The 13,571-nt window shown below is 43.6% G+C and carries 23 protein-coding genes; 9 read left to right on the top strand and 14 right to left on the bottom strand.

Features of this window, described 5'->3' with window-relative positions; all coding sequences use genetic code 11:
* Nucleotides 1–391: 391 nt before the first annotated feature.
* Nucleotides 392–949 carry a hypothetical protein gene (locus E5354_RS12805; RefSeq protein WP_123550325.1) on the bottom strand — a complete coding sequence of 186 codons (558 nt, stop codon included), beginning with the start codon at nucleotides 947–949 and terminating at the stop codon, nucleotides 392–394.
* Nucleotides 950–1,171: 222 nt separating this feature from the next.
* Nucleotides 1,172–1,723: a hypothetical protein gene (locus tag E5354_RS12800; protein ID WP_135947709.1), complete on the bottom strand. Its 552-nt coding sequence runs from the start codon at nucleotides 1,721–1,723 to the stop codon at nucleotides 1,172–1,174.
* Nucleotides 1,724–2,025: 302 nt separating this feature from the next.
* On the opposite strand from E5354_RS12800, the gene E5354_RS12795 reads away from it, so the two are divergent.
* The gene (locus E5354_RS12795; protein WP_123550327.1) at nucleotides 2,026–2,307 is read left to right on the top strand and encodes an Imm17 family immunity protein; all 282 of its coding nucleotides are present in this window, start codon (nucleotides 2,026–2,028) and stop codon (nucleotides 2,305–2,307) included.
* 184 nt (nucleotides 2,308–2,491) lie between these two features.
* Here the strand turns inward: E5354_RS12795 and E5354_RS12790 are convergent, their stop codons facing one another.
* The 5 genes from E5354_RS12790 to E5354_RS12770 all read right to left on the bottom strand — a co-directional run bounded on the left by E5354_RS12790 (nucleotide 2,492) and on the right by E5354_RS12770 (nucleotide 5,240).
* Nucleotides 2,492–3,187, bottom strand: a complete 696-nt coding sequence (locus E5354_RS12790; protein WP_135947708.1) for a hypothetical protein — start codon at nucleotides 3,185–3,187, stop codon at nucleotides 2,492–2,494.
* Nucleotides 3,188–3,210: 23 nt separating this feature from the next.
* Nucleotides 3,211–3,615 carry a DUF5071 domain-containing protein gene (locus tag E5354_RS12785; RefSeq protein WP_123550329.1) on the bottom strand — a complete coding sequence of 135 codons (405 nt, stop codon included), beginning with the start codon at nucleotides 3,613–3,615 and terminating at the stop codon, nucleotides 3,211–3,213.
* Between the two features lie 147 nt (nucleotides 3,616–3,762).
* On the bottom strand, nucleotides 3,763–4,140 hold the full coding sequence (locus E5354_RS12780; RefSeq protein WP_123550330.1) for a hypothetical protein: 378 nt from the start codon (nucleotides 4,138–4,140) through the stop codon (nucleotides 3,763–3,765).
* A gap of 68 nt (nucleotides 4,141–4,208) precedes the next feature.
* Complete coding sequence (locus E5354_RS12775; RefSeq protein WP_123550331.1) at nucleotides 4,209–4,823, bottom strand: hypothetical protein; 615 nt, start codon at nucleotides 4,821–4,823, stop codon at nucleotides 4,209–4,211.
* 72 nt (nucleotides 4,824–4,895) lie between these two features.
* Nucleotides 4,896–5,240, bottom strand: coding sequence for a hypothetical protein (locus E5354_RS12770; protein ID WP_123550332.1), 345 nt, complete (start codon nucleotides 5,238–5,240; stop codon nucleotides 4,896–4,898).
* 881 nt (nucleotides 5,241–6,121) lie between these two features.
* Between E5354_RS12770 and E5354_RS12765 the strand changes: the two genes are divergently transcribed.
* From E5354_RS12765 to E5354_RS12730, 8 genes are all read left to right on the top strand, one after another.
* Nucleotides 6,122–6,718 (top strand): hypothetical protein, encoded by a 597-nt coding sequence (locus tag E5354_RS12765; protein WP_246863817.1) that lies wholly within the window; start codon nucleotides 6,122–6,124, stop codon nucleotides 6,716–6,718.
* A gap of 12 nt (nucleotides 6,719–6,730) precedes the next feature.
* Complete coding sequence (locus E5354_RS12760) at nucleotides 6,731–6,967, top strand: DUF6926 domain-containing protein (protein WP_123550333.1); 237 nt, start codon at nucleotides 6,731–6,733, stop codon at nucleotides 6,965–6,967.
* A 64-nt stretch (nucleotides 6,968–7,031) separates the two neighbouring features.
* Nucleotides 7,032–7,304, top strand: a complete 273-nt coding sequence (locus tag E5354_RS12755) for a hypothetical protein (protein WP_123550334.1) — start codon at nucleotides 7,032–7,034, stop codon at nucleotides 7,302–7,304.
* A gap of 824 nt (nucleotides 7,305–8,128) precedes the next feature.
* Entirely contained in the window at nucleotides 8,129–8,323 is a 195-nt protein-coding gene (locus E5354_RS12750) for a hypothetical protein (protein ID WP_104404126.1), read from the top strand.
* Between the two features lie 11 nt (nucleotides 8,324–8,334).
* On the top strand, nucleotides 8,335–8,655 hold the full coding sequence (locus E5354_RS12745) for a sulfide:quinone reductase (RefSeq protein WP_123550335.1): 321 nt from the start codon (nucleotides 8,335–8,337) through the stop codon (nucleotides 8,653–8,655).
* Nucleotides 8,652–8,819 carry a glyoxalase gene (locus tag E5354_RS12740; RefSeq protein ID WP_123550336.1) on the top strand — a complete coding sequence of 56 codons (168 nt, stop codon included), beginning with the start codon at nucleotides 8,652–8,654 and terminating at the stop codon, nucleotides 8,817–8,819. The genes E5354_RS12745 and E5354_RS12740 overlap by 4 nt, the downstream gene beginning before the upstream one ends.
* A gap of 2 nt (nucleotides 8,820–8,821) precedes the next feature.
* Nucleotides 8,822–9,184 carry a DUF2958 domain-containing protein gene (locus E5354_RS12735; protein WP_123550337.1) on the top strand — a complete coding sequence of 121 codons (363 nt, stop codon included), beginning with the start codon at nucleotides 8,822–8,824 and terminating at the stop codon, nucleotides 9,182–9,184.
* Nucleotides 9,185–9,285: 101 nt separating this feature from the next.
* Nucleotides 9,286–9,657 (top strand): hypothetical protein, encoded by a 372-nt coding sequence (locus E5354_RS12730; RefSeq protein WP_123550338.1) that lies wholly within the window; start codon nucleotides 9,286–9,288, stop codon nucleotides 9,655–9,657.
* A 5-nt stretch (nucleotides 9,658–9,662) separates the two neighbouring features.
* On the opposite strand, the gene E5354_RS12725 is transcribed toward E5354_RS12730, so the two are convergent.
* From E5354_RS12725 to E5354_RS12695, 7 genes are all read right to left on the bottom strand, one after another.
* Nucleotides 9,663–9,893, bottom strand: coding sequence for a hypothetical protein (locus tag E5354_RS12725; protein WP_123398915.1), 231 nt, complete (start codon nucleotides 9,891–9,893; stop codon nucleotides 9,663–9,665).
* Nucleotides 9,880–10,593 (bottom strand): hypothetical protein, encoded by a 714-nt coding sequence (locus E5354_RS12720; protein WP_135947707.1) that lies wholly within the window; start codon nucleotides 10,591–10,593, stop codon nucleotides 9,880–9,882. The genes E5354_RS12725 and E5354_RS12720 overlap by 14 nt, the downstream gene beginning before the upstream one ends.
* Nucleotides 10,493–11,338 (bottom strand): hypothetical protein, encoded by an 846-nt coding sequence (locus tag E5354_RS12715; RefSeq protein ID WP_135947706.1) that lies wholly within the window; start codon nucleotides 11,336–11,338, stop codon nucleotides 10,493–10,495. Before E5354_RS12715 ends, E5354_RS12720 begins: the two co-directional genes overlap by 101 nt.
* Nucleotides 11,302–11,544 carry a hypothetical protein gene (locus tag E5354_RS12710; RefSeq protein WP_135947705.1) on the bottom strand — a complete coding sequence of 81 codons (243 nt, stop codon included), beginning with the start codon at nucleotides 11,542–11,544 and terminating at the stop codon, nucleotides 11,302–11,304. The genes E5354_RS12715 and E5354_RS12710 overlap by 37 nt, the downstream gene beginning before the upstream one ends.
* A gap of 314 nt (nucleotides 11,545–11,858) precedes the next feature.
* Entirely contained in the window at nucleotides 11,859–12,176 is a 318-nt protein-coding gene (locus tag E5354_RS12705; RefSeq protein WP_123398911.1) for a helix-turn-helix domain-containing protein, read from the bottom strand.
* A 139-nt stretch (nucleotides 12,177–12,315) separates the two neighbouring features.
* A complete protein-coding gene (locus tag E5354_RS12700; RefSeq protein ID WP_135947704.1) occupies nucleotides 12,316–13,053 on the bottom strand; it encodes a hypothetical protein in 738 nt (245 codons plus the stop codon).
* 5 nt (nucleotides 13,054–13,058) lie between these two features.
* Nucleotides 13,059–13,568 (bottom strand): PIN domain-containing protein, encoded by a 510-nt coding sequence (locus E5354_RS12695; protein ID WP_123550342.1) that lies wholly within the window; start codon nucleotides 13,566–13,568, stop codon nucleotides 13,059–13,061.
* Nucleotides 13,569–13,571: the final 3 nt, after the last annotated feature.

The raw sequence follows: 13,571 nt of genomic DNA, 5'->3' as shown, positions 1-13,571 counted from the left end.
CCTTAGTAACTACTTCCTATTTTTATTTTTGCCCAAAACGTTTAGGACAATATTGGTTGTAAAGCATAAAATGGTGACTGATTGGAGTAAATGTGTTATTACACATTACAGACCGTTGCGATATATAGCCGATTGTAGATTCCCCGAACAAATCAAGCGTAGATCGCGTGCCTATAATAAATGTTGTTCGGTTCTGTAACATCTCACAAATTTATTTTTAATGAGTTAATATCTCCCGTTAGTACCGAGTGATGGTATATAGTCAGCGGACGGCATCATGTCCTATATATAGGGTGTGGATTGGAAAGAGATAGATAAGCATCAACTACCACAATCATGATAACGTCAGTAATTATATCTACAAGTAATATATTATCTCTATTATTTATGCTTATATCTCAAGCAAAGGATTTATATATGGATTCTTAATAAAAGAACAACCAATCATTTTCTTACATTTTGAGTACACCTCCTCTTGCACAATCGGTAGTCCTAATTCATATCCTTTAGCTTTAACTATATTGTTATTTTTAAGGCTATGCGGTAATAAGTCAATCTTCTTAAACATATCAAGTTCTTTACAATATATTGAGGTGCTCCAATCAATACAATCTATTAATTTAAGATAGATTGGGAGGTAATAATTTCCAATGGATTCAGTTCGATTAAACACACGAGCTCTTATTAATTGGATATCATGAGGGGCCAACTCATTTAACATATTGGCAAATCGTTCACTTATTATTGGGGCGATATCTGTCATCAAGTAGTCGTATTTCTTAAAACGCTCGATGCTTATAGGTTTATTAATATTGAAAATAAGAGGAGTTATGGGTTCTGAGATTCTGTTGTTTCCTAAAAAAACAGCAGAATCAATGCTTGATGTTCTGTAATATTCTAACCAATATGAATTAGGATAGTTGGGTGTCACTGAAAGAAAATAGTACATAGTTATTTACATTTGGTTAGACCTTTGTCTAAAAGATTATCATATTTATTAATAATAGAATTTATTTCAGCTTGGTAATCTGATATGTTCCATATATTTCCTGATGCAGCATCCTGAGCGGCACGAACCGTTATTAAGCATAAAGCTGGCGGTGGCGGCTTTGCTCTTACCGAGGCTCGCGGTTATCGAAACGCCGACATCAATCAAATAAACTGATGATATTCATAATCCTAATTCAAAAACAATATTCTTACCTATATCGGGTTTGCATATAATTCCTTGTTTATATTTTTCATATACATTAGGAGTATAACTTAAATGACGTACTAATTTTTTTGACTTATTTGGCACAAAAACATAATACCCTCCTCTTAACATTAATTTTTTCACATTGCGCTCTATCTTCTTCCATATTTCAATTATTAAAGGATTGGTAGATGTTTTGAGAGTATATAACCAAGATTCAGATAACTCACCGTCTAAAAAAGCCCCAACTTGAAAATAAAGAGAATTAGGATATGTATCGAATAATTCATTTTTCCTCACACTGTCAAACTTAATTATTTCCGATGATAATAAGATTGTATATTTACCCTTATCAATATCCTCATGGCTAAATAAATTAGGAGATACTATGCTAAACTTGCCTTCATTCTCAATGAGAACATACATCAGAACATCAAATTGCACCTGAAAATTAACGCATATTTGAAATGCCTCATGCGGAAGAATAAATAATTGATAATTTATGGGGGATGCTGAATTATTTATCATAAGAAATATATCTAACGTCATCAAATATAGGCAGCCTCTCCCAGACGACCCCGCCCCGGCTGTCGTATGCCTGTGTCGGCGTGGCACAATCATTCGCGCCCATACTGACAAAAGCAAGGGCGGAGAGCATGATTGTAAGTATCAGTCTTATCATTTGCATGGGCTACTATTATCCATTTTGCAAAATTAGCGATTTTGCCGGAGATAAACGGCTGACGTTACTATGTTGTAAAGCATAAAATGGTGACTGATTGGAGAGAATGTGTTATTTTTGCATTACAAACCGAAAACCAACATCTGCAATGGGCATAACCGACATATATGAGGCAATGAACCGTAAGGCTGAGGCATTTTTCGAGTGGGCGCAGGCTCACCCGCAGTTCGCCATGCTCTTTGTGGCTGCTCTGCTTGGTCTATGGCTGATTGGATTGTTGTTTCGGTGGAAATGGGCGTGCCATTGGCAATTTGACGGCAAGCTATGGTTATTCGACGACTGCAAGCCCGAAACTCGCCGCCGCATACAGATTATCTTGGTCGGCATTGCTCTTATGGCCAGCCTTATGTTGTATTATTTGTGGAGATAGCGGCATGAAAAGTGCCAACGACAAATTCAAACCTTGTTTCATTGACCACATCTGGTATGTAACGGAAACTTGTAGCGCGAGGGAGCATAACAATCTTAATGGCGGTATGCTTAGCAAGCGATATAAACGACCGGGGGCGACACGCTGACGGACATTATATGTTGGAACTTTATATCCTTGCGTTTTATTCCGTAAAATGCTGTTTATAGAAAATTTCAACGTCAGGGATGTCAATCAGGATTTTTTCTTGACCATTCTCATAGCTCGTCAATCGGAAATTGGCATTATCACCCTGATAATGCTGTTGGCTGAAAGGTGCGGGAAAGGTGAATCCGCAGATAACATTCTTATCAATCTTTATTTTTAATTCATCTAATTCGCTCTTCTTTACTCTCTTAAAGTTATACAATAAGAAGGCTCCGAAGGCATCAAATAGAAGATCTGCATATTCTAAAGGTGTAATGTGCTCGGTGACAATATCGGCGCACGCTCTAACAAGAGCGGTCTTATTTCCTTGATTAGTCCAAAATTTTGAAGGGGAAAACCACCTTTTCCTTGTCTGACCATCAACAAAATCAGCTCGCTTATATAGCAAATCGGAAGTTTTATTTACTGACAACAAAGTCGCATCTCTTAGTATGCCATTATATGGAGATGGCACAAATGACAAATCAGTATCTGAATTGTATTTACTTAGCGAAACAACCAAAACATAATCATGCTTTTCACTTTTCATAATTCCGTTAGGTATGACTATGCCTTGTTCTATGATATTCCAAACATATTGGTCTATCTCAAATGACACACGGGGACGATTGAGCAGTATGAGTTTCTGGTCATCATCTAAATTCATCCACAATCTTCTTAGTTTTATTGCCATATAGCTCTTACTTTTTAATGGAATCAGTCAGTTAATGATTGATACCATGTAACAAAATCCAATGCCACATTCTTCAAATCTTCTTCATCTTCATTCTGAGGAATAAAGCCAGCATATTTCTGTATGACTGGCAAGAGAGGCAATAGACTTTCTTGGGGAAATTGTGTCAATAGTTTGCTGATAATATTGCATCGCCAAATTATATCGTTGTCAGGATTGGACAATATGGATTCAATACTCGGTAAAAGCACCTTATAAAATCCGGGTAAGACCTGAATAATCTCAGAGGCAACAGGCCAATTCATATCAGCAATCCATTCCAATAGAGAGGGAGCAACACCGGACACTTGTTCTGGTGCTGCCGATGACAGACGATTAACCACGTCCAAATCAAATTTATCTTTAGGCAACAATGCTTGACTGTTCATATTACTTCAGTAGTTTGACAGCGTTCCGCTTATTCAGTCGGTTAGCTGTATGTTATCGACCTTCGTTCTGAAATATTCAATTTCCCATATACTCATAATGATAATGTCCGGCGGATAATCGACCCTTAAGGATGATTTATCCGCTTGTTATTCGTTAATTTTCTCTCGATAAGGCAAGAAATTGACATTAAAAGTTTTACATACGAAATAGAAATTGGATTTGCGGATTTGATCAGTCTCGTTATCAGAACTGACACAGTCTAAATTAAACCAATACAAACCATTTATTTCCTGTATATCCATATTAAAGATGACTTGTAAATCTTCATTATGTTTTTGCCTAATGGTAAATTCCGATATATTTTCTGCAATGATCTCAAGATTAAGCCACCCTTCGGGACTTTCTACTGACAGTTCCAAAATGATTCTGTATTCCGTCAAATCAATTCTAATCTGACGAACCAAACCATCACCTACATTATGCAGATCGTTTTTCAAATAGCTTATGAAATCATTGTTGTTCATTCCTTCTTATTTTTAGAGCGAATAATGTCCGGCGGATAATCGACCTTAGGCGGAGATTAATCAGCTTGTTAGCAACCTTTTTTGGCTTTATAAATTATTTCAGAATATCCATTTGGGAATGATTTGGTGATGGATTCTAAGGCTCCATCGTCCTGATATTGGAATAGATGAGCCATGACTCCAACGTTTTTTCCCAATCCATCATACTGTTTGATTTCTATATGCGTTAAGAGATTTTCCTCATAGGTATAAAATTCTTCACGACTCCCATAAGTTCCACATAACAGCAATCGTTTCAGCTTTCCATTCTCGAAAAAATAATGACATACATTCATCAAATGTTTTCCGTTATCATAGGAAACACTTTTCACCAGATTGTCGGTATAATACAAGAAAGTATGGTAGAATTGATTTTCGATTGAACATCCGGTTTTTACCTCAATTATTTGGTCAAAAGCATTAAACCCATAAATACAAAGATTCTTGGTACTTTTCACTGTATCAAGACGTTTTACAGGTTTTCCTTGTTTGAAACCATTACGCTGATAGGAATATGGGGTAAGTTCATAAAACTCGCCCTTATAACTCTCAGTCTTGACAACCTCGGCCTCAATTTGTTGTCGTATGGATTCAAAGTCATTTTTTAACGCTTCAAATTCAGTTCTTAAAGATCCTTCTATCATTATGGTATATTCAGGTTGTTAATATTTGGCTGCTAATCACCATATAGGACGATTGAGGTGCGTGTTATAAACTCATTTGCTTACCTCTTGCTCCTTTTTATAATTTTTATAGCGAGCATTTAACACATCTCGCCATTCTTGGCTTGGACAAGAATTTATTAAATGAAGATATGTATCTCCATCAACAATACGGATAACCGATTCCACCAGTTTTAATAAACTCCACTGCAAATCATAAAAAGAGCTTTCAGGAAAGATTTGCACCAAGGCTTGCGCTTCATCGAGAGATATGGGGAACTGAATTTGCTCCAACAATTCATCATAAGACCGTATTACTTCAATAATATCTTCTGTATCATTGATACTCTCATTAGGCATGCGGCCTAAATCTTTCAACTGTATAATTTCATTTCTCATATTATTGTTCTTAGAGTTCACAATGTTCGGCAGAAAATCAACCGTTACGGAAGGTGTATTGAAGACCGCAATGATTCTTGACCACCGGTTGGGGCGGTCACCGTCGCGGAGCTTTTCATGGAAAATGCAGCCGCAGTTGTGGATGTGCGGTCAATAGTAGCCATGCTAAACGCAAAATTAATAAAAATTCTTTACGCTACCACTCTCTGCTCAAGATTTTTAGCTCCGTGTCGCAACTTTTTTACAAATAATCAACCCTTCTCCAAAATTCTTATGGAAGTAAGGGCTTGCAAGCCGTGGCGACAGGAGCGTGATGCAGTGCGCCGGGCGTATTGCCTCACACAACCTTATCACCACCGCTTGCTCCCAAATGATGTGATAATTTAGGCGATAAGCCGGGTCAGTGGCCCGCGGATCCACAGGCACGGCACATCGCCTTGTGTTGTTTACCGGTTGCCCGGCTGATTCCGTGTCTCACACCGATTCAGCTTCGGGCAGTTCTGATTTTGGATATGATACCCGGCTGAAGCCGGAGGCGGCTACAACGCCAGAGCAAACCGAGGGCAGGCCTTCGCTCGACTCTCGCGTTGTCGCCTCTCTTTGGAATACCAGTCTGCAAACGATGACTGTGGCCGCTTCAAGGTTGGCACTTTGAAACGGCAAAGGTCAACGGTGGCCGGTTCTTTCCCTTGAAGATTTTGAGCCTCGGCAGGGACAGGCGTTTTGGCGTGCGAAGTTACTGCGTCCGGGAGGAACGTCAAGTGCCGCTACGCTTGTGGTCGGCGTCCGCACTCGTGAGCCTCCACAAATTCTTTTCGTGCCTCAAACAATTTGGGTATCCCTCGCTTGCCGCTGACTACACACTTGCCTTATCCTCCCTTATGGCCGCAGTTGTGGGACTGCACGAAAAACGGCCAGCCCTGCCGGAGAAGCTCAAAGAGCTTCAAACAAAAGGGAAAAAATTAACTCAAACGCTCAAACACCAAAAGACTATGCACAGTATTATTTATCAAATCAGCACCGAGCCGATAAACGAAAACGATTATCTGGACATCCACCACATCGTAGCGGGAGAAACCGCCTCAATATCCTATGTGTACGAGAACTCCGAGGATGGGCGCAAGGTTGACATCCGCTTTCTTCTTGAATATATCCTACCTAAAGGTATGTTTACCAAGACTGATGAAAAAACACTTACTTATAATGGCGGATTCACAATATGGCGAAAATCTCACTTCGATAACCTAAAGGCTATATCTGCCACGCTCACCCCTGCAAACGTGATGAAATGGAACGGTCCAAGCAGCCAACTTAAGAAAGCTATTATCAATCCCCTCGGAGTTGACGCTCTTTTTGTGACCGAGTTCTATGGCGGTGCAGGCACGGCTGAACGCTCCGCTGACCTAATGGATATTATTGCCAGACTGAAAAAGGGCGATATGCTATACATCGGGGCAATATTAGGGTATCACAACTAAAAACATATAGTCATGGAGTTCTTTATCGAGCCTATCCCCACATGGGCGTTATGCTATCTAATCAACGGAGACCCGACAGGGTTGACAGACGATGAAATTGCGATGATTGACAAGTGGTATGCCGACAACAAAGTGCAGACCGTTACCACCGCTTCCGAAGACGAGGGAGAGTGCCACCCATATTTCTCCCATTTCCCCGCTTTCGGGCTACCTGCCGAGGTCACAGACTGCTATGTGATGACCTTTTAATCAATGGAATAATCAATCTCCACTGCGTCAGCATAAAGGGCGCAGAGACATAAACAATCAAGATATGACAACGACTGAAATCAACTACAAAGGTACGGACTATACTTGCCGTATCGTGACAAGCAACGAGGGCGAGAGCCTTATCATCGGTGGGCTGGAATTGCTTGACGCACTTATGCCTTATCCAATCACCGACAAATGCGACGGCTTCGCCGACAAGGAAGCGGAGCGTGTCGATGAAGAAATCTTCTTCTACACCTCCGAAAGTGACTTGAAGCTGCCCGACAACGAACTTGTCGCAATACTCAGCGAGAGCAACCCCGATTGGTTTGACTGACAATCCAAATGGCTTCCAATCGCAGAATGTCACAGCGACCACCGAGCCGTCCTGCAACCACGCGGGGCGGCTTTTGCTCGTCACCACACAAAAGCCGCCTCTTTGGGAAACTTAGGGGTTACAAGCCGTGGCGACAGGAGCGTGATGCAGTGCGCCGGGCGTATTGCATCACACAACCTTATCACCACAGCTTGCTCCAAAATGATGTGAGAATTTAGGCAATAAGCCGTGTCAGTGGCCCGCGGATCCACAGGCACGGCACATCGCCTTGTGCTGTTTACCGGTTGCCCGGCTGATTCCGTGTCTCACACCGATTCAGCTTCGGGCAGTTCTGATTTTAGATATGAGGTCCGGCAGAAGCCGGAGGCGGCGACAACGCCAGAGCAAAGCGAGGGCAAGCCTTCGCTCGACTCTCGCGTTGCCGCCTGTCTTTGGAATACCAGTCTGCAAACGATGACCGTGGCCGCTTCAAGGCTGGCACTTTGAAACGGCAAAGGTCAACGGTGGCCGGTTCTTTCCCTTGAAGATTTTGAGCCTCGGCAGGGACAGGCGTTTTGGCGTGCGAAGTTACTGCGTCCGGGAGGAACGTCAAGTGACGCTGCGCTTGTGGTCGGCGGCCGCACTCGTGAGCCTCCACAAATTCTTCTCGTGCCTCAAACAATTTGGGTATCCCTCGCTTGCCGCTGACTACACACTTGCCTTATCCTCCCTTATGGCCGCAGTTGTGGAACAGCACGAAAAACGGCCAGCCCTGCCGGAGAAGCTCAAAGAGCTTCAAACAAAAGGGAGAAAAATTAACTCAAACGCTCAAACATCAAAGGACTATGCGAGTAAAAAGAATGAAAGTAGCAGAGGGCAGACGGCTCAATATCGGGCAGTTCCCCAATTTCCACCGCTCCGGCTCCATTAGGGGCATGAAAAAACTCTACTATGGCGAGAACTGCCTTTTGGTACGCTGTGGCAACTACATCTACAACGTGACCTCCGAACCCTCAATCTACAATCAGGCAACAATCTAAATCATAAGAACATGGAAGATTATAACGGAATATCAATATCCAAGAACGACAAGGAATTTGTCGTGGCGTTTGACAACTTTGTCAACGGCAAAATGCAATCCGCAACCGACACAGGAAAAGCACTCGCCACAATACACCGATACTTGCAGTCGCAGGCTTTCAAGGTGTGCGTGGCATATATCCGTCAGCTCGCTGTCAACTACCGAACCGGCTATTACGATGAGCGGAACGAAATGGCAGCCCGCAGAGCGGCGATGATGTACGACACGCTGATGAACGGCGATGAAATCTATGACCCCGAATATAAAGAACTAAAGGATAAAAGCGTATGAACGACACCGATTTTCCCGAATACGGACGCCAGTGCGAGTTGCTGACACCGTGGCGAGGCTACCACCGTGGCACAATCGTAGGACTGAACGGCTACCGCTTCATCATCGAGATAAGCAGTGGCGCGAGGATTGAACTTTACGAAGATGAAATTGAATTTGACTGACTATGAACAGACTGTTGACACCGAAATTTGAGGAAGCCATAAAGGACTATCCTCTGTACTCGCAGGACGGCAAGGCGAGAGACGCAGTGTGCGTGGCGATATTCACTATCGGAAATATCCGTTGGTTTGTGCTTGAAGGAGGCAAAGAGGGAGACGATACAATCCTTTACTGCATAGTGGTCGGACTCGGCGAAGATGAATACGGTTATGTGTCGCTAAACGAACTTGCCGATGTCGAACTTGACTACCGCAAACAAGGCTTCGGCATTATCCGTGTGATACAAATGCCGTATTTCACCCCATGCCCCATAGGGCAGATAAGCGATGAGAGGCTTCAAGATTTTTTGAAACGCCTTTATGATTGACCCAATACGTCAGCCGTGGAACAACCGCCACGGCTGACATTACCGAAAAATTCGGTCTGCCACCTCCATGCCGGACGTGGCAGACATAAACGTGTACTGACATGATTTTACAAACCATAATCCAAGTTGCCGCACAATGCGGCTGGAGCGTGACCGCCAACGTGAGAGATAGCAACATCACCTCTTTCGATTTCCGGCGGAATACCGAGAGCGGAGTGCCGTTCTGCTTCTCAGCCGACATGACCGGAGGCAAACCGGCTTCGCTGGTGGACGACATACTGTCGTTCATAGACGCTTTCCAACCCGACATCTTCGCGCGGCAGTGGTGCCGGATTTCGGGTGCCGGAGAGAGCCGATATTCCCAGACACTCTCCGACATGGACGGCATACGCACCCGGGCATGGCTACTCGCCATCGACCTATCCGAAGCCTTCGCCGCTCCGCGCCCCTCGCCGTGGTATCTCTGGAACTGACGGAATTATAGCCCCTTGCGGCCACGCAGGGCTATAATCTCTATGATGTCGTTCCCGTTCAGCCGTGTCATACCATTCACGAGCGTAGGTTTGGGAAACTGCTCGTCGTGGTCGAAGCAATAGTAGAAATATGAGCGGCTTACGCCAAGTATTCTTGCTGCCTCTGATACGGTATATAGCCGTTTGCGATCAATCGTTGAGATATTGACCTTCTTTTCTGTCCTACGTCTTGCCATCGTCTTCGGATGTATAGGTTTTTCGGAACGTCTTGCCTCGAATCTCCACGAAATTGAACATTTCCTTGCATCTGTCGTAGATACGAGGTGAATAAACCTTTGACAGTTGCTTAAGCGACAGATTTGTAGTGGCATGGGTAAACTGGTTGTCACGCAGATCGTATCGCCGCTGAAGAACATACTGCATGACATTCTCAAAGTTGCCCCACCGTCCGGTAGGCGTTGTCTCGCTGCCAAGCTCATCAAACGCCTGGCGGGAACTGGTTATGTAGGTTTGTATGGCATAATAGCCTCCATCGCGTGATTCATCGGAAAACTCCGCACAGATGTCGATGACGTTTGTCATACGAAACCAATACCGCATACCATCTTTAGGCGGACGTATGTCATGGCAGAATTGCCGGATTATGCGCAGAAGCGTTGATTTACCGGTGCCGATGTCGCCCCAAAGCAACAGTCCCCGGTCCGGGTCAAGTTTACCATCGTAATCTTTCAAAGCCCAATGAACGATGTCGTTCAAAATATTGCGTTGGTCGTCACGGACGATATAGCCGGGGCAAATGGCTTTCGCACAACGCAGGAAATACTGCTTGTAGGCATCAATCTTCGATAAGTCCGCAATCGGGTGTAATCGGTCCTCGGCGGCGGCCTGCATTTGGATTATAGCCTCTTTCGGGTTGATTTTTTGTGGGTATCTCATTTTTGGTCGTTTTTAATCTCAGCCGGGCCCAGTTGAGAAAATGTTTTTTGAAAGCCGAAAACGTGGAGTGCCAGTCTTCGGTTGAAATTGTCGCGTTGCTGAAATCATCAGCCAACGGTATCAGATCCGCCACATCACAGTGCAGGCTCTTTGCCATTTCCGTCAAAGCGATATCTGATTTTTTCAGTTTTTCTAAAAATTCTTCTTCATGTGCGCGTTTACTCTCAATAAAAAGTTCTTTTATATTTTTTCTTTTATCTAAATATGCCAGCGTCCGGTCTTGCGTCTGATTGGCTGTTTCGTCCTGTGTTTCGATTGGCGTTCCGATAGGTTCTTCATCGGCCATATTGTCCTGCGGAAGCATCTGCGGCTCAATGCCTGAATTGTGACAGGGCGTGTTTGTGCCATCATTTGCCATATTGAAGCAATACTTTTCAAAACCACATACGGATATAACCGTGATCAATCCGCTCTTTCTACGGGTAATCAATCCATCTTCCTCCAATGCTTCAAGGAAAGATACGACGGCTCTTTCATCGGCGTGCCACCGAGTACCTAAATACGCTATTGTCACAGGCCATTCTCCATAAGTCACCCGTATGCGGATATTCGTGTCACCCACATACCTCATGCCCGGAGTTTTGGCGGCGCGGAACCTTATTTCGAGCCACCATTGATAACGCTGTGCATTATCCCAGAGCCAGTGCGTCATATCGTCTTCATAGACGGGCATCCATCTTGGCATAACTTATAGGTTTTGGAGAAGAACCGGATAAGCTCGCTCCCACGAAAGCGAGGATAAGGCGACTCTTCGGTAATTTCATATTCCAGCCTTTCAGGGCCACTGACATAGCTGAATAATTCGATGTCTGCAAGGGCAAACATTGTTGCCACTTCCTGCCGGGTGTAGAGTCTTGACGGATCAACGGCGGGTAAAGATTTTGCTTTCATAAGCAAGTGTTTTATGCCTTCCATAGTACAATGGCAAGCGTGTTAATACTACTCGCCCCACTGTTCATGGGTTGACGCGTCCCTTTACGATGAAGCCATGTGATTGCATCTTGACAATTCATCGTATCAGATTCACCCTCCGTTGAAAGATGCGGTTTATAATCCGTGCTTACGGAAGATGCGACATTGCGTGCATTTAGGCAATATGCTATCATCGACAGTCAGGTTATAAAGGAATGTAAGACCATCCCAGGGTGGAGCCTTGATTATTTTGTAATGTGCCACACCTTGCTAAAGTTTTACGAGTTGATTTCTCACGGTTTACCGAAATTTTGGTTCAGCACATCCTTTATATCCGACATTTTGTATAATGGAGTTTTCCCTATCTTCACCGGCACAAGATAACCGTCTTTCTCCCATCGGAGAAGTGTGCTGTATGAACGGTTGAAAATCTTGCAGGCTTCCTCTCGCGTCACCGTAGCCAACTCTTCATCGTAGGCTCTTTTTTCGTCCTCAGACTCTCGAATCATCTGGAGAAATTCTCGGAATGCCACTTTCATATCAGAGGCATCGACCACAAGATATATCCCTTTGGGACCATCAAGTATGGAATTGATAATTTCTGCTGCCATATCCTTTGATTTTAGAATTATGGCACAAAAATAGAGCCCTGTACGTACAGGACTCCTTTAACTTTTGTATCCTCCGCTTAAATTTAAGGGATTAAAGTTTAAGCGATAGGACGGTATGATATGTTTTGAATATGAACGGCTATTGTTTCAGCAACTTAGCTTCCATTTCCCGTCCCCACTCGTCAATATAGAAATGCTCGTCGGGACTTGCGATTATATTTATTACTGCGGCATTGGTACAGGTCATTCCAAGTTCTCTTACAAGAGACTTTCCCTGCGGTTTTTTGAGCAACAGACGATGTTTTATAGCTATATTGAGAATCATGGCGATTTTCACACCTTCGGCAGATACAGGTGCAGCCAATTCCTTCAGTCTCCGGTATATCTCATCATTTGTAAGATGCGGATAATCTTTGTTCTCAATAATGTCGTATCTTATACTGCGATAGTGCTCTCCGACTTGTTCGTATGGGCTATTGTAACCTTTTGGATCTTTATTGTCACAGGCAGGTATCGTTATATTTTCATTTGCCTTTACAACTCCGGGAAACAGGTTCTCTATCGGTGGTATCCAGAGGAAAACTATCCTGTCATAAATACGTTTTGATACTGCGGCATTATCAGAATGGGTATCGTGATTCTCAGCATACCACGCAAGATATGATGATAGGCTACGGTATAACTGGCCTACAAAATAATCACTTCCTTTATCCCTTACCTCGGCTCTGATGGCTTTTTCATATTCAAGCTGATTGTCAGCCAAATATTCTGACAGACCGTTCAATCCGTCAGCCGAGACTGTGCAGACCGTATTCCGGATAAGACAAAGATCCGAAATCATCTTGCCTATGGAGTGCTGTATATCTACTATATCCATGATATTCATGTGTCGTTGCCCCAACGGTCAATCCGTCTTTGAATCTCGGACTTCGGCAGACGCACGTTAATTGAGTATAATTCCTTCAATTTCCCTGCGGCGACCTCCGGAGAAATAACCGAATGTGCCACAAGTTCATCGAAAATAAAAAGGATGCCGTGAACAGTGAGATTATGGGACTCGGCATATCTGCGTAGCTGGCGGTCGCCGGTAAGCAGAGTTATGTCATGTTTACGGGCATAATAGCATACCGAGCAGTCCGGTATGGAAAGGTTGCCGGACACGGCGGAGTGTTCATTTACAATCTCAATAAGTTCCTCAGCTGTAAAGCTCTCGACCGTAATCTTCCCTTCTTTGACAAGACGCCCCATGTCTTCTTGCTGTTGATTATCGACAACTTCTGCCATCACAAAATCCACCGTGCGTATTTCGTAAGGCAGATCGCAAAGTTGACTTAGCAATCCTATCGAGTGAAGATCGATGAAGATATTTGTATCGTTGACAATTATCTCCATCTT

It is taken from the genome of Muribaculum sp. NM65_B17 (genome assembly GCF_004793735.1).
Classification (GTDB): domain Bacteria; phylum Bacteroidota; class Bacteroidia; order Bacteroidales; family Muribaculaceae; genus Muribaculum; species Muribaculum gordoncarteri.
This window is presented reverse-complemented; position numbering and strand designations above follow the sequence as displayed.

Bases quoted from the DNA above. Each gene is read 5' to 3' on its own strand.
- E5354_RS12730 (WP_123550338.1), top strand. From the start codon at position 9,286: ATGATTTTACAAACCATAATCCAAGTTGCCGCACAATGCGGCTGGAGC.
- E5354_RS12720 (WP_135947707.1), bottom strand. From the start codon at position 10,593: ATGAGATACCCACAAAAAATCAACCCGAAAGAGGCTATAATCCAAATG.
- E5354_RS12695 (WP_123550342.1), bottom strand. From the start codon at position 13,568: ATGGAGATAATTGTCAACGATACAAATATCTTCATCGATCTTCACTCG.
- E5354_RS12705 (WP_123398911.1), bottom strand. From the start codon at position 12,176: ATGGCAGCAGAAATTATCAATTCCATACTTGATGGTCCCAAAGGGATA.
- E5354_RS12805 (WP_123550325.1), bottom strand. From the start codon at position 949: ATGTACTATTTTCTTTCAGTGACACCCAACTATCCTAATTCATATTGG.
- E5354_RS12750 (WP_104404126.1), top strand. From the start codon at position 8,129: ATGCGAGTAAAAAGAATGAAAGTAGCAGAGGGCAGACGGCTCAATATC.
- E5354_RS12755 (WP_123550334.1), top strand. From the start codon at position 7,032: ATGACAACGACTGAAATCAACTACAAAGGTACGGACTATACTTGCCGT.
- E5354_RS12780 (WP_123550330.1), bottom strand. From the start codon at position 4,140: ATGAACAACAATGATTTCATAAGCTATTTGAAAAACGATCTGCATAAT.
- E5354_RS12785 (WP_123550329.1), bottom strand. From the start codon at position 3,615: ATGAACAGTCAAGCATTGTTGCCTAAAGATAAATTTGATTTGGACGTG.
- E5354_RS12735 (WP_123550337.1), top strand. From the start codon at position 8,822: ATGAACAGACTGTTGACACCGAAATTTGAGGAAGCCATAAAGGACTAT.
- E5354_RS12760 (WP_123550333.1), top strand. From the start codon at position 6,731: ATGGAGTTCTTTATCGAGCCTATCCCCACATGGGCGTTATGCTATCTA.
- E5354_RS12700 (WP_135947704.1), bottom strand. From the start codon at position 13,053: ATGGATATAGTAGATATACAGCACTCCATAGGCAAGATGATTTCGGAT.
- E5354_RS12770 (WP_123550332.1), bottom strand. From the start codon at position 5,240: ATGAGAAATGAAATTATACAGTTGAAAGATTTAGGCCGCATGCCTAAT.
- E5354_RS12765 (WP_246863817.1), top strand. From the start codon at position 6,122: ATGGCCGCAGTTGTGGGACTGCACGAAAAACGGCCAGCCCTGCCGGAG.
- E5354_RS12775 (WP_123550331.1), bottom strand. From the start codon at position 4,823: ATGATAGAAGGATCTTTAAGAACTGAATTTGAAGCGTTAAAAAATGAC.
- E5354_RS12800 (WP_135947709.1), bottom strand. From the start codon at position 1,723: ATGATAAATAATTCAGCATCCCCCATAAATTATCAATTATTTATTCTT.
- E5354_RS12725 (WP_123398915.1), bottom strand. From the start codon at position 9,893: ATGGCAAGACGTAGGACAGAAAAGAAGGTCAATATCTCAACGATTGAT.
- E5354_RS12710 (WP_135947705.1), bottom strand. From the start codon at position 11,544: ATGAAAGCAAAATCTTTACCCGCCGTTGATCCGTCAAGACTCTACACC.
- E5354_RS12795 (WP_123550327.1), top strand. From the start codon at position 2,026: ATGGGCATAACCGACATATATGAGGCAATGAACCGTAAGGCTGAGGCA.
- E5354_RS12790 (WP_135947708.1), bottom strand. From the start codon at position 3,187: ATGGCAATAAAACTAAGAAGATTGTGGATGAATTTAGATGATGACCAG.
- E5354_RS12715 (WP_135947706.1), bottom strand. From the start codon at position 11,338: ATGCCAAGATGGATGCCCGTCTATGAAGACGATATGACGCACTGGCTC.
- E5354_RS12745 (WP_123550335.1), top strand. From the start codon at position 8,335: ATGGAAGATTATAACGGAATATCAATATCCAAGAACGACAAGGAATTT.
- E5354_RS12740 (WP_123550336.1), top strand. From the start codon at position 8,652: ATGAACGACACCGATTTTCCCGAATACGGACGCCAGTGCGAGTTGCTG.